This window comes from Micromonospora sp. NPDC005161 (assembly GCF_053599855.1).
The window spans coordinates 1-13066 of the sequence record NZ_JBSFYQ010000045.1 but is presented as its reverse complement, the minus strand read 5'-3'; the positions used below and the strand labels follow the sequence as shown (position 1 = coordinate 13066).

The window sequence follows — 13066 nt, the reverse complement described above, 5'->3', positions numbered from 1 at the left end:
CTCACTGACGCCCAGCTGTGGCTGCCCATGTTCGGCGCCTGGGGTTCTGATAGGTAGCAGCATCACGGGCTTCCTTTGAATGGGTTGTCGTGGCCGACGGTCGCCTACCGCCGAATGACCGGGGACCGGACCTACCCGACGTGCAGCGACGAGGCGATACGCCGGATGGTCGCGAGCGCGCTCAGCCCGGCGAGCCAGCTCGACCGCGGGTTGGTCGGCGACGGACGGTTGACCAGCTCGATCGTCATGGTGCCGGAGTTCGCCTTGACCTTCACCCGGTGGACCGTGAGTGTCGCCGCCGGGTCGGCCACGATGCGCACCTTCACCCGGTCGAGGTCGCCGGCCGCCGTGGCCAGCGTGATGGCCACGTTCATGTTCGACGGAAACCCAGCGATGGCGTCCTGCGCGCTGCCGTCGAAGATAACCATTGCCTCGTGGAGGTGGTCGAGGTCGAGGTCGGAGCCGGCAAGGTACGGCGCCTCGCGCAACGCCAAGGGATGCTTGCGGGTCGTGATGCTCACCTCGACGTCCCCGCCCTCCATCGCCGCAAGGAGCCCGTCCAGCCCGGCGATCGATCCCGACGGCAGGTGCACCCGCCGGCCGGCGGCCACCGCCGCGTGTTCGAGATCGAGGACGAACTGACGGCTCGCCAGCGCTCCAGTGCTCATGAGGATGACGTCGGCCCCGGCGGTGAGTAGCGGCGGGGCGAACTCCCGAGCCGCTTCGACGCCGGCTGCCTCGACAACGAGTCTTGCCCCCATGGCCGGCAGGTCGGACGGCCTGGTGGTGGCCTGGCACCGCCACTGGCGCGCGAACGCCTGTAGCCGGGCCTCCGATCCTGGCCGGCCGGCGACGGCCGCCAGGGTGACGCCGGGAATCGCGCCGGCCGCGAGCCGGCTGGCAATACCGTGGCCGAGCGCCCCAGTGCCGATTACCCCCACGCCCGTCATCGGTTCACCTCAGCGTCACGCAGGAAATTCCGTACGATTTCGTTGAACTTCGCCGATCTTTCGAAATACACCGAGTGACCGGCTCGCGGGACCGTTGAGACGCTGACCCGCAGCGGCCCGCTTGCCAGGATCTCGACGTTGGCGGGAGGGCAGACGACGTCCTCCGCGCCTACGAGCGCGAGCACCGGGCAGCGCACGGCCCGCAGCTCGTCGGGGTCGCGGACGCGCATGGCGTCCAAGGCCGTCCGGGCCGCATCACGGTCCCATTTGCCACTTGAGTGGTCGATGTCGACGAAGAGCCGGTGAAGTTCAGGTTGCTCCCGCGCCATCCGATGGCCGGCCGCCGGATGCACGCCGCGGGCACGCAGCCTGCGGATCATCGGGTCACCGCCGGTCGCGCCGAGCGATGCGAGCCCGGGGTGTCTCAGCGTGCCGGTGCTGCCGGACAGTACCAGTGACGTGAGCCGGTCCGGAGCGCTCAGCGCGAACTCCATCGCCGTCCAGCCACCCATCGACTGCGCGACGATGGCCACCCGCTCGAAGTCGAGGTGGTCGAGCAGCCGGGTCAGGTCATCGGCGAACCGTTGCGGCGACGGCTGGCCGGTGACATCGTCGCGCGACGGAGCGAACCCGCGGTGGCTGAAATTCAGGCAGGTGTAGCGCTGAGCGAAGTAGGGCACCTGTTGCCACCACGACCGGTGGTTGCCGCCGAGCCCGTGGGCGAAGACCACCACGGGCCCGTGGCCGGACAAGGTGTAGTGCAGGGATCCGTCCGCGACGGCCAGCGACGCTCCGTTGACGGACACCGCGGCTGGGTCGGTCACAGTGTGCACCTATTCGCTCTTGGCCATCGGTCACGGGCTACCACACCAGGTCTCCTTCGATCGCGTGCAGCCGGGAGTAGCGCTCGAGCTTCTCGGTGTCGACCGTCACGCCGAGGCCGGGACCGGTGGGTACAGGCAGCATCCCGTCCTTCACCGCGAAGGGCTCCTCGATCACGTCGTCGGCGAGCAGGTAGTACACGCTGTCGACCGCGTACCCGATCTCGGCGGTCGCGGCCGTCAGCTGCAAGTGGCAAGCGGTGGATATGCCCAGCTCTCCTCCACTGTGCAGGTTCATGCCGATGCCGAACGCGTCACACAGGGCGGCGAGCCGGCGCACGGCACCGACACCACCCCACTTGTGCACATCGCCATGGATCACGTCGATCGCGCCGGTGCGGATCGCCGGGGCGAACTCTTCCAGCCGGACGACGCACATGTTTGTGCACAATGGAATTTTGACCGCCTGTCGGACCCGCGCCATGCCTTCCATCCCCGCGCACGGGTCCTCCAGGTACTCCAGGTCGAGCGGGAGCAGCTGGCGGGCGGCCCAGATCGAGTCGGCGACCGACCAGCCCGCGTTCGGGTCCAGTCGCAACCCGATGTCGGGCAGGCGTTCGCGCATGGCCGCCACGACAGCGACATCCTTGCGGGCGTTGGTCGATCCTTTGAGCTTGAGCACGTCGAAGCCGTACTGGTCGCGCAGTTCCGCTGCGGCCTCGGCCAGCGCCTGCGGCGACACCGGTCCGGTGCCGGCCGGCAGCATGCCGGGCGTCACCATCCCGGAGACCCGCACGTGGTCACGCACGGGACCCCCGAGGAGTTCGGTAAGCGATCGCCCGGTGTCCTTGCCGATCAGGTCGAGACAGGCCATCTCGATGCCGGCTATTGCGGCGTAGCCGAGGTAGCCGTAGAAGAAGGGCGTCATCCGCAACCGGGTCCGCAGCTTCTCCAGCTGGTACGGGTTCCAGCCGATGAGAATGTCTCGGTAGCGCTCGATGAGCGCCGCCGTGGGACTGCCGCGGAATGTTTCGCCCCACCCCACGAGGCCGGTGTCGGTCTCGAGGCGCACCACTGTACGAGTCGTGCCGGTGCGGCGGTCGAAGGAGGTGTGCCATGTCGTGGTCAGCGGTATGTTGACCACCTGGACGGTCATGGCCGTGATCCGCATGGCCTCCTACCTCTCCGCGCTCGCGTTGACCGGCACGCTGGTGTCGACTGGCACAACAGGATCCGCGCCGATTCGCTCGCCGGTGGCGGCGAAGACATGCAGCGCGGCGGTGGCGAGGTGCAGATCGACGCGTTGGCCGACGGCCGGCCGGTCGCCGGTGCCGGTACGCAGCACGAGCGCTTGGCCGCCCACGTCGACGGTCACGAAGACGTCCGGATGCAGCGGTTCGACGAGGCTGATAACCCCGGTGAGGCAGCCGCTGCCCGCCGGCACCAGCTGGATGGCCTCTGGCCGCACGCCCAGGGTCACCTCGTGCGGGCCGGTCCATCGGGCGACCGACTCGGGCACGCTGACGGTGTGGGTGGTGCCATCGACGAGGACGCCGGCCTGACCGCCCTCGAGCGTGAGCCTGCCAGAGAGGAAGTTCATCGCCGGCGTACCCATGAACTGCGCGACGAACCGGTTCGCCGGCCGGAAGTAGATGTCGTCCGGCGTACCCAGCTGCTGGAGCTTGCCGTCGGCCATCACAGCGATCCGGTCGGCCATCGTCATGGCCTCGGCCTGATCGTGGGTGACGTAGATGAACGTCTGCTTCAGCTCGCCGTGCAGGCGCTTGAGCTCCGAGCGCATGCTCACGCGCAGCTGCGCGTCGAGGTTGCTCAGCGGCTCGTCGAGCAGGAACACCGACGCGTCGCGCACCACCGCCCGACCGAGCGCGACGCGCTGGCGCTGACCGCCGGACAGCTGCCGTGGCCGCCGGTCGAGCAGGTCGCCGATCCCGAGCATCTCCGACGCCTTCGCCACCCGCGACTCGATTTCCGCGCGTGGCAGCCGCATGTTTTCCAGCGGGAACGCGAGGTTGCGACGCACCGACATGTGCGGGTAGAGGGCGTAGCTCTGGAACACCATCGCCACGTCGCGCTGGTCGGGCGATTGCCGGGTCACGTCCTTGCCGTCGAACATGATCCGGCCCGCGGTGGGCTTCTCCAGGCCGCTGACGATGCGCAGCGTGGAACTCTTGCCGCAACCAGACGGCCCGACCATCGCGAGGAACTCGCAGTCACTGATGTCGATGCTTACGTCGTCGACCGCGGTGGTGGTGCCGAACCTCTTGACCAGGGACTCGATCTTTACTCTTGCCATTTTTCCGGCTCCTTGCCCTAGTTCCCGGTCCGCGCGGCGGCCACCGCGTTGAAGAACCTTGGTCGGAACTTTTCGATGAGATCGTTGCTCCGCGTGGGATGGACGCGGTTGGTGAGCAGGACGACGACTAGGTCCTCGGCCGGCACCAGGCACATGGCCGTGCCGGTGGTGCCGGTGTGTCCGAAGGAGTGGCCGCCGATCAGGTCACCGAAGGTCCGTCTGTTCTCCGGTTGCCAGCAGACGCCACGGCTGGCGCCGCGCTCGTCGGGCCAGCCGCTCAGGAACAGCTTGGCCGCCGCGGGGCTGAGCACCCGCGCGTCGCCGTACCGGCCGCCGTTGAGCAGCGTGTGGCCGAACAGCGCCAGATCCTGTGCGGAGGAGAACAGCCCGGCGTGGGCGGAGACGCCGCCCATCAGCTGCGCGGTCTTGTCGTTGACCACGCCCCAGTCGTAGCTACCGCGCCAGTCGACGTACTCGGTCGCCGGGATGCGCGGTCGCAACTCCTCGGGCGGGTTGAACATAGTGTCGGTCATGCCGAGCGGCCCGAACACACGTTCGCGCAGCAGCACGTCAAGCGCCCTGCCGGAGACCCGCTCGACGATCAGCGTCAGCAGGATGAAGTTGATGCTCGAGTAGAGAAACACGCTGCCCGGTACGCCGATCAGGGGCAGCGTCAGGTACGCCGACCGCAGCGTCTCCCAGGACTTGTGCTCGTGGTAGAGCTTCGGGTTCGACGCCACTCCGGAGGTGTGGCTGACCAGGTGCCTGATCCGCACCGCACCCTTGTCCCGCCCCTGAAACTCGGGCACATGATCCACGACGTAGTCGTCCAGCGTCAGCAGCCCGTCCTCGATCATCAGCAACAGTGCCGTGCCGGCGACCGGCTTGGTGACCGACGCGAGGTCGAACACCGCGTCGAGCGGCATCTTGACGCGAGGCTCCGGGCCGTCCTGCTGCCGGCCGGCGGCGTGCTGGTAGACCACGCGGCCGCGATGGGCGGCCACCGCGACTGCACCGGGGTACGTGCCGTCTTTTGCGCCGATGTCGAGCAGGTCGCTGACCCGGGCCAGCCGGCCGGCGTCGAACCCCGGGTGGCCGTCGTCCACGGGAAGTGCGGTCATCCCTTCACCGCCCCGGACGCCACACCGCTGACGATCCAGCGCTGGAACCACAGGGCCAGCAGGAACGGCGGTAGAATTGCGAAGACCCCCGAGGTCGACAACAGACCATAGTCGGCGTTCAGGTCGGTGGCGAAGTTCGAGATGATAACGGGCAAGGTCGCGTTTTCTGGGCCAGAGGTGAACAGCAGTGGATAGAGGAACGAACCCCACGAGGACATGAAGCCGAAGACCGCGGTGGCGACCAGGCACGGCGCGGCGACCGGCAGGAACACCTTCACCATCGCGCGCAGCCAGCTACAGCGGTCGATGCGGGCGGCGTCCTCGATGTCGCGCGGGATGGTGCGGAAGTAGGACGCCAGCAGCCAGATGCTGAACGGCAGCGTCTCCGCGGTCTCGACCAGGACGAGCGACACCAGGTTGTTGAGCAGGCCGAGGTTCTGCATGACTACATAGAGTGGGATCATGATGCCGATCGCGGGTACCATCCGCGACGCGAGATACACCACCATGAGCGTGCCGCTGCCACGGAACTTCAGGCGGGCGAACGAGTACGCCGCCATGGAGCCGATGACGACGTTCACCACGGCCACGCTGACTCCCACGATGACGCTGTTCAAGATCGCACGTGGCATCGCCGCGATCGCATCGGCGCCGACCAGGGCCTGGCTCTCATCGGGCCGGAAGAACGCCCGGTAGTTGTCGGCAGTCGGGTTCTCGGGGATCCAGTGTGGAGGCACGGCCAGCGCCTCGTTCTGGTTCGTGATGCTGAGCAGCACCATCCAGCCGACCGGTGCGAGCAGGTAGACCGCCGCGATCGCCATGAAGATGTAGAGCATGGGTCGGTATCGGGATCTCATTCCACGTCTCCCCGCTTGTACAGGCCGCGGATGTAGAACAGCGCCACCACCAGCGTGATCGCCATAATCACGTACGAGTAGGCGCTGCCGAGACCGAGGTCGAGGTTGACGAACGAGGTCCGGTACGTCAGCCACGACAGCACGGTGGTGGAGTTGCCTGGACCGCCGCCGGTCAGTACGTAGAACAGGTCGAAGGCGCGCAGCGCTCCCATCGTCTGCAGGATCATCACGATGAGGATCGGGCGCAACAGCCACGGCAGCGTGATCTGGTGGAACACGCGCCACCGGCTCGTCCGGTCCACCTGCGCAGCCTCGTACAGCTCGCGGGGAATCGCCTGCAACGCGGCGAGCAGGATGATGGTGGCCAGCGGCACGTGGTTCCAGACGTGGGCCATGACGACCATCACCAGCGACAGATTCGGGTCGATCAGCCAGGACTGATAACTGTCAATGAGGCCGAGTTGCAGGAGCAGCCCGTTGAGCGCCCCGACGTGCGAGTCGAAGATGAGCCGCCACAGCGTGGCGTTGATGATTGGGGGCACGGCCCACGGCACGAGTACCAGGGCACGCAGCACCGCCCGGCCCTTCAGGTCCACGTTGAGCAGCAGGGCCAGTCCGAGGCCGAAGAGAACGATCAGGACGACCGAGGCCACCGTAAACTTGAGCGTTACGCCCAGGGCGGAGACGAACTCCGACGAGCCGATCGCGGTGACATAGTTGTCCAGCCCGACGAACGGGAAGTCGTTGGGACGGCGCAGGCTCTTGGCGTGCAGGCTGATCCAGAAGGACAGCCCGATCGGGTATGCGATCAGCGCTAGCAGGATCAGTATCGCCGGCAGGTTCAGCGCGTACGGGAAGACCCGTTCTCGCCATTCGACGAGCCGGCGCGGGGGGCGCGACGGGGCGCGTCGCTCCCCCCGTGGGGCGGGTGCGGGTGGGTCGTCTTGCAGGATGGCCATGGTTATGCGGTCTTCTTCAGCTGCCGGGCCTTGTCGGCCGACGCGGTCAGGGCCTCCCGCGGGCTCTTCTTGCCCAGCACGGCCTCCTGCATCTGCTGGATGTTGAAGTCCTCCCACTCGGTCGCCCACGGCAGCGCCAGGGACTCGCGCGCCTTGGCGAGGCTCGCCTGCTTGACGAACATGTCCTGGTCGCTCCACTTGGCCGTCTCGGCGGTGATGCCCGGGTCCTTGTCGAGCGCCTGGTACGCGTAGCCGACGCCGTTCTTGAGGTAGTAGCGCTTGGCCACCTCGGGGCTGCTGATGTATTGGAGCAGCGTCCACGCCTGATCGGCGTGCTTGGTATTCGCGGCGATGGAGAACATCTGGGTCCACCCGACCGTCGCGTGTGGACCGCTAGCGGTGAGGCTCGGGAAAAGGGTCTGCGCCCCCGACCCAGCGATCTTCGACTTCTTGGGATCGTTGATCAGCTTGAGGTCGTAACGGGCGCCGGAGGCGAAGGCAACCTTGCCGGCCGCGATCGCCAGCCGGGTCTCGGCGGTGCCCATCTGCACGGACGTCGGGTCCAGGATTTTCTTGTTCCGGGCGGCGTCAACGATCCACTCGAGCAGCTCCAGCGCCACCGGGTCCTTGTCCGGGAACACGGGCTCGCCGTCTTCGTCGAATAGGCTGCCGCCGCTGGCGTACACCGCTGACCACCAATGCAGGCCGCCGCCGGACTTGAGCGGGAAGACCACCGGCTTGTCGAGAATGCCTGCCCGCTTGATCGCCAACGCCTGCTCAGCCACCTCGGCCCAGGTCGCCGGTGGCGTGCCGATGCCGGCCTTCTGCAGCATCGCCTTGTTATAGACGTAGGCGATGTGGTCGCCGTAGTACGGCAGGCCCCACACCTTGCCCTTGTACTCCATGCCGCTATGGTGGAACGGGATGAGACCCTTGGTGAGTTCCTCCCAGCCGGCGAACCTCTCGATGGGCTGCAGGTAACCCGCGTCCGCCCAACCGGCCAAGCCCTGGTCGCGTACGTAGAGCACGTCCGCCGGGTTACCACTGGTGAACCGGGCAATCATCTTCTGCAGGTACTGGTCGGCGGGCTGCCCCACGAACTTGACCTGGATCGCCGGGTTCTTCTGCACGAACTCGTTGACCACGTCCGTTTGAAACGCCGGGTCGTAGTTCCAGCCCTCGAAGTCGAGGGACACCTTGCCGGAAGCTTCGCCGCCGGATCCGCCGCAGGCCTGCAGTAGCGGCAGGGCGGCCACGGACCCGAGGGCCAACGCGCCCTTGGTCAGGAAGGCCCGGCGCCCGATGATGCCGGGATCAGTTCTGGACATGGGTCATCTCCGAATCGTTCGAGGGGCTGGCGGGATCGAAACGCTGGCGTCGAGCACTGCTAGGCGGAAGAGGGTAAGGGGCATAAGGGATAGGGGTGCGGCCATTTGTGGGTTGCGCGGTGCGGGCGCGGACATCAGCCGTGCCTGTGTATGGGGATGTCGCAGGCTCCTGGCGTCAGCCGTCGTTGTCCCGACGCATCTCCCGGAGATCGTTGTAAAGGGTCGCTCGCGACAGTCCAAGGTGCTCTGCCACCTGCGGGACCGACCGCTGCAGCGAAAAGACACCGCGATAGTCCAAGGCCATTAGCAGCTGCAGGCGCTCCGCCCTGGTCAGTCCGGTCAGGGGGCGTCCGAGCATCTTGGTCTCCTCCTGGAGGACCTCGCCGATGACCCGGTCGATGTCGTCTACGAAAGTGACCGGTTGCGGCGTTTGAGCGTCAACATTGACCATCTCCTGGATGGCCTGCGACATCATCCACATCTCAGTGACGTCGACGTTGACACACAGCGCTCCGAAGACATGACCGTCCGCGTCGCGTAGCGGCACGGTAGTTGACTTCAGGATCCGGCCGTTCGGCGCCTTGGTGATGTAGTTGTACTGATCTTCGGCGTCGTCGCCCGCCCGGATGATCGCCAACCCGATCTGGGTGACTGAACCTCCGGGGCTACGGCCGGTGACATCGCCGGTGATCGCCACGATCGAGTGCTCGGGCTGCCGGAAGTCGTGGAGAACGATCTCGCACCTGTTGCCGAGCGCCTTTGACATCGGCTCGAGGAGAGGTCGCAGCGTTTCCAAGTAGTCGTCCGGGGTACGCGGCGACTTCACCGCGGACGGCACGACGCCCGGACGCTGCCGGCTACGCCCGTCCGATCGTGATGAGCCCTCGTGCGGCTGCTCCGTCTGCATGGCAGGCACGCTAACCAACATCAAGTCAAATGGTCAAGCCTTTAGACGACCTGTCTAACCTGGAATCTACAATCCCTGCTTGCCGCCGAACTGCCGGGGGCGGTCGGCATCGAGTTGGACTTGCGAGACGGGTCGTCGGTGACCAGGGCGGTCGACCAGGCGTGGTCGCGGCTCGGCGGCATCGACATGCTGGTGAACAACGCCGGGATCGGCATGCGCACGGTCAACCCGCGCTTCATGACGCACCCGCAGGGCTTCTGGGAGGTGCCGGCCGCCGGCTTCCGTGCGGTGATCGAGACCAACCTGACCGGCTACTTCCTGGTGGCGCGGGAGGTCACGCCGCGGATGCTGGCCGCCGGCGGCGGTCGCATCGTCAACATCTCGGTGAGCCATTCGACCATGCACCGCGCCGGGTGGCGCCGTTGCGTTGAGGGATCGGCGGACGTGTTGAGCCCTTCTCGGTCCGAGGTCAGATCGCCTGGGCGAGTTCGGTGAACGCCGCGGCTACCCGCAGAGCGGGCGGGGCGTCGACGGCGAGTTCGTAGTGTCCGCGTCGGAGGTTCTGCATGAACGCGTGTCCAGCGATGATTACCTGTGCTGTCTTCTCCGTCCGCAGCCCGCGCATCGGTCTCAACCGGTGTTTGAGCTGGCTGTGATCAGCCTCGATCGGATTGTTCGCGTACTGCTCGACGTGGTGCCACGCGGACGGGATCAGCTCATCCAGCACGCCGGGGTAGACCGCGGCGGCGTCGGTTACCACCTCTGCGGGTGTCACCTTCAACGTCGACAGCGCCCGGCGGAAGAACCGCGAGGCGGCGCCAGCGTCCCGACGGGCCGCGACGAGCACGGCGCTGACCTGCCCGTACTGGTCGACCGCCCGGTACACGTAGCGCCATACGCCGTTGACCTAATGAGAGCTACCGGGTCGACCTTCGGGCAGACTCCGCTCCGGTAGCCGCCGGTGGGTGAGCACTCCGTTGACCGGGACGCTTGCAGTCCTATGTCAAGATCGTGCCCCTGCTGGTGGTCGGGAGACCAGAGCGCTGATGGGATGTCGTGCCCGCTGACTCTGGCGTGAGCACTTGTTCATTAGGTTGCTGGTAGTTCTCCCGCAGGCCACCGCGGACATGACGTCCACTATGGATGGGAGCAAGGGATTGCGGTTCGTTGGCGATGACTGGGCCGAGGAGCACCACGACGTCGAGCTGCAGGACCAGACCGGGCGGGTGCTGGGCAGGGCGAAGCTGCCGGAGCGCGCGGCGGGGATCGCCCGGCTGCACGCGATGATCGGCGAGCATGTCGGGGAGGATGACGAGCCGGCGCAGGTGGTGGTCGGCATCGAGACCGACCGCGGCGGTTGGGTGCAGGCGCTGATCGCGGCCGGCTACCAGATCTACGCGGTCAACCCGTTGCAGGTGGCCCGCTACCGCGAGCGCCACAGTGTGTCCGGCGGCAAGAGCGACACCCGCGACGCGCACACCTTGGCCGACATGGTCCGCACCGACCGCCATCAGCTACGCCCGATCGCCGGCGACAGCGTCGAAGCGGAGGCGGTCAAGGTCGTCACCCGGGCGCACACGACGCTGATCTGGGAGCGCACAAGGCACACGCTGCGGCTGCGCCACGCTCTGCGGGAGTTCTTCCCGGCTGCGCTGGCCGCCTTCGACGACTTGACCGCCCCGGATGCGCTGCAGCTGCTCGGCGCCGCACCCGATCCGATTTCAGCGGGCCGGCTGACCAAGGGTCGGATCACCGCGGCGCTCAAGCACGCCCGCCGCCGCAACAACGCTGAGAGGGCCCAGGCGATCCAGGCTGCCCTGCGCGCCGAACAGTTGGGCCAGCCGGCCGTGGTGACCGCCGCCTACGGGGCCACCGTACGCGCTCAGGTGGCCATCCTGAGCACCCTCAACACCGAGATCCAAAGCATGCAGGAGCAGGTCGAGGCGCATTTTGGCAAGCACCCGGACGCTGAGATCTACCTCAGTCAGCCCGGTCTGGGCATCATTCTCGGCGCCCGGGTGCTCGCCGAGTTCGGCGACGACAAGAATCGCTACGCCGATGCGAAGGCACGCAAGAACTACGCCGGGACCAGCCCGATCACCCGCCAATCCGGCAAGAAGAAGACCGTGCTGGCCCGCTACGTGCACAACGATCGGCTCATCGACGCGCTGGGCCGCCAAGCGTTCGCCGCGCCACGCGCCTCCTCCGGCGCCCGCGCCTACTACGACCAGCTGCGCGCCCGCGGCGTCGGCCACCACGCCGCGCTACGCCAGCTCGGTGACCGCCTGGTCGGCATCCTGCACGGCTGCCTCAAGACCGCCGTCACCTATGACGAAACCACCGCATGGGCACACCACCAGCAAGATCTACAAGCCGCTGCTTGACAACAGAAGCTCATGGGATGTCATGACGTACGTCTCATCGACATGTCACCTGTCACCAGGCGAGTGGCGGCAGAATCGGGCGGCGTCGGCCAGCAGCGGCGTGAACCGCTGCATCCAGCGGTAGACCATGACGTGGTCGACCTCCACGCCGCGTTCGACCAGCAACTCCTCAACGTCGCGATAGGACAGGTTGAAGCGCAGATACCAGCGCACCGCGACCACGATCACCTCGGGCGGGAACCGGAAGCCGGCGAACGCGGACGTCGGAGGCAGCCACGGGTCAGGCCGGGTAGATGACTTCACTGCTCAAGCCTGCCTCGATCTTGCCAACGCTCAATGCAACGGTGCCGGTGACCATGCGCTGTCGCTACTGGGGGCGGGTGAGGGGACCTCCGCACCGAGCATGCCGCGAGTCCTCCGCGAATCATGATCGCTCCGCGACACCGAATGAACGGACGCGATTCAGCTTCGAAGGTGACGCGATGGCGCCTTCCTCGCTGATCCGCACAGGACGAAGGAGGAGTTTTGAGTATCACCGCAGACAGGCCGGCCACGACGATCGCCGCAGATCCCTGCACCCTCGTCTCAGCCGAAGTCTTCAACAAGATCACCCGCTACTTCGCTACCAGACAGGAGGTAACCCAGACCTACGCCGAGCGCGCGGTCGGGCAGTTCCTCGTCTTCTTGAAGGCATACGCCGATCGCGTGGGCAGGACCGACTTCGGGATGCTCCTGCCGACCGGCGAGTCCTACCGGGTCGTCCCGACCCGGCCGGTCGACGCTGTCTGGCACGCCGCCCTCCAGATCAGTGAGCCCTACACCGCCGCCTGCAACCAGATCGCGGGCCACTACGTGCACCACCGGCCGATCCTGACCGAAGCCATGCAGGACGGCACCGCCATCACCTACACACTCGCGGCGCTGCACGAAACCGGCTACCGGGTCGACATGGAATTCTGGGGTGGCGAGGCCGAATCCTGCTGTCCGCCGAACCCGCCTCAGCCCGGCAAATAGCAGAGAAGAGAATCGATGCCTAGCCACTGGACCGCTCTGCCGGAAAGTGTCACGACAGGGATCGCCGAACGGGTCGGCGGAGCCGTTGACGTCACCCCGGCTTCCAGTGGCAACCACGCGGAGATCGCCTCGACGGTCACCGGACCAGCCGGAAAAGTCTTCGTCAAAGCGGCCACCGGCGAGTTGAGCGTTCGGTCGCTGCGCTACGAGCTGGCGGCAACCGGGGCCATCGACCGGCACCCGCCCGCAGTCCTGTGGCAGTTCGAGTCCGATGGCTGGCTGGTGGTGGGGACCGAGCATCTCGCCGGTCCCCACCCAGGGTCCCGGCAAAGTCGTCAGGTGATGCCGAGTAGGGCCAGGGGTCGCTTGCTGTCGCGGGCGTGGTGGCGGTTGGCGGCGGCGATGTTCGTG

Annotated in this window: 12 protein-coding genes and 3 pseudogenes; 4 read left to right on the top strand and 11 right to left on the bottom strand. The window is 67.0% G+C overall.

From position 1 onward, the window contains the following. Positions 1 to 131 precede the first annotated feature (131 nt). From ACWD5O_RS30640 to ACWD5O_RS30600, 9 genes are all read right to left on the bottom strand, one after another. Complete coding sequence (locus ACWD5O_RS30640; protein WP_450087468.1) at positions 132 to 950, bottom strand: aspartate dehydrogenase; 819 nt, start codon at positions 948 to 950, stop codon at positions 132 to 134. Continuing rightward, entirely contained in the window at positions 947 to 1774 is an 828-nt protein-coding gene (locus ACWD5O_RS30635; protein ID WP_450087467.1) for an alpha/beta fold hydrolase, read from the bottom strand. Before ACWD5O_RS30635 ends, ACWD5O_RS30640 begins: the two co-directional genes overlap by 4 nt. Before the next feature lie 37 nt (positions 1775 to 1811). After that, complete coding sequence (locus ACWD5O_RS30630) at positions 1812 to 2942, bottom strand: mandelate racemase/muconate lactonizing enzyme family protein (RefSeq protein WP_450087466.1); 1131 nt, start codon at positions 2940 to 2942, stop codon at positions 1812 to 1814. Positions 2943 to 2948: 6 nt separating this feature from the next. Next, the gene (locus ACWD5O_RS30625) at positions 2949 to 4085 is read right to left on the bottom strand and encodes an ABC transporter ATP-binding protein (RefSeq protein WP_450087465.1); all 1137 of its coding nucleotides are present in this window, start codon (positions 4083 to 4085) and stop codon (positions 2949 to 2951) included. Positions 4086 to 4102: 17 nt separating this feature from the next. Then, entirely contained in the window at positions 4103 to 5206 is a 1104-nt protein-coding gene (locus ACWD5O_RS30620; RefSeq protein WP_450087464.1) for a serine hydrolase domain-containing protein, read from the bottom strand. Beyond that, positions 5203 to 6042, bottom strand: a complete 840-nt coding sequence (locus ACWD5O_RS30615; protein WP_450087463.1) for a carbohydrate ABC transporter permease — start codon at positions 6040 to 6042, stop codon at positions 5203 to 5205. The genes ACWD5O_RS30620 and ACWD5O_RS30615 overlap by 4 nt, the downstream gene beginning before the upstream one ends. Positions 6043 to 6059: 17 nt before the next feature. Beyond that, positions 6060 to 7022 carry a carbohydrate ABC transporter permease gene (locus ACWD5O_RS30610; protein ID WP_450087462.1) on the bottom strand — a complete coding sequence of 321 codons (963 nt, stop codon included), beginning with the start codon at positions 7020 to 7022 and terminating at the stop codon, positions 6060 to 6062. Positions 7023 to 7024: 2 nt separating this feature from the next. Further along, positions 7025 to 8350, bottom strand: a complete 1326-nt coding sequence (locus ACWD5O_RS30605) for an ABC transporter substrate-binding protein (RefSeq protein ID WP_450087461.1) — start codon at positions 8348 to 8350, stop codon at positions 7025 to 7027. 175 nt (positions 8351 to 8525) lie between these two features. Continuing rightward, on the bottom strand, positions 8526 to 9257 hold the full coding sequence (locus tag ACWD5O_RS30600; RefSeq protein WP_450087460.1) for a helix-turn-helix transcriptional regulator: 732 nt from the start codon (positions 9255 to 9257) through the stop codon (positions 8526 to 8528). Positions 9258 to 9332: 75 nt separating this feature from the next. Between ACWD5O_RS30600 and ACWD5O_RS30595 the strand changes: the two genes are divergently transcribed. Next, a complete protein-coding gene (locus tag ACWD5O_RS30595) occupies positions 9333 to 9752 on the top strand; it encodes an SDR family NAD(P)-dependent oxidoreductase (protein WP_450087489.1) in 420 nt (139 codons plus the stop codon). On the opposite strand, the pseudogene ACWD5O_RS30590 reads toward ACWD5O_RS30595, so the two are convergent. Beyond that, positions 9727 to 10164: pseudogene (locus tag ACWD5O_RS30590) on the bottom strand (IS6 family transposase); the annotation flags it as partial. The gene ACWD5O_RS30595 and the pseudogene ACWD5O_RS30590 sit on opposite strands and share 26 nt — an antisense overlap. 250 nt (positions 10165 to 10414) lie before the next feature. On the opposite strand from ACWD5O_RS30590, the gene ACWD5O_RS30585 reads away from it, so the two are divergent. Further along, positions 10415 to 11641, top strand: coding sequence for an IS110 family transposase (locus tag ACWD5O_RS30585; RefSeq protein WP_450087459.1), 1227 nt, complete (start codon positions 10415 to 10417; stop codon positions 11639 to 11641). 48 nt (positions 11642 to 11689) lie between these two features. On the opposite strand, the pseudogene ACWD5O_RS30580 reads toward ACWD5O_RS30585, so the two are convergent. Beyond that, a pseudogene (locus ACWD5O_RS30580) lies at positions 11690 to 11914 on the bottom strand (IS6 family transposase); the annotation flags it as partial. A 252-nt stretch (positions 11915 to 12166) separates the two neighbouring features. Here ACWD5O_RS30580 and ACWD5O_RS30575 point away from each other — a divergent pair. Further along, positions 12167 to 12655 carry a hypothetical protein gene (locus ACWD5O_RS30575; protein WP_450087458.1) on the top strand — a complete coding sequence of 163 codons (489 nt, stop codon included), beginning with the start codon at positions 12167 to 12169 and terminating at the stop codon, positions 12653 to 12655. A 15-nt stretch (positions 12656 to 12670) separates the two neighbouring features. Next, a pseudogene (locus ACWD5O_RS30570) lies at positions 12671 to 13066 on the top strand (hypothetical protein); the annotation flags it as partial.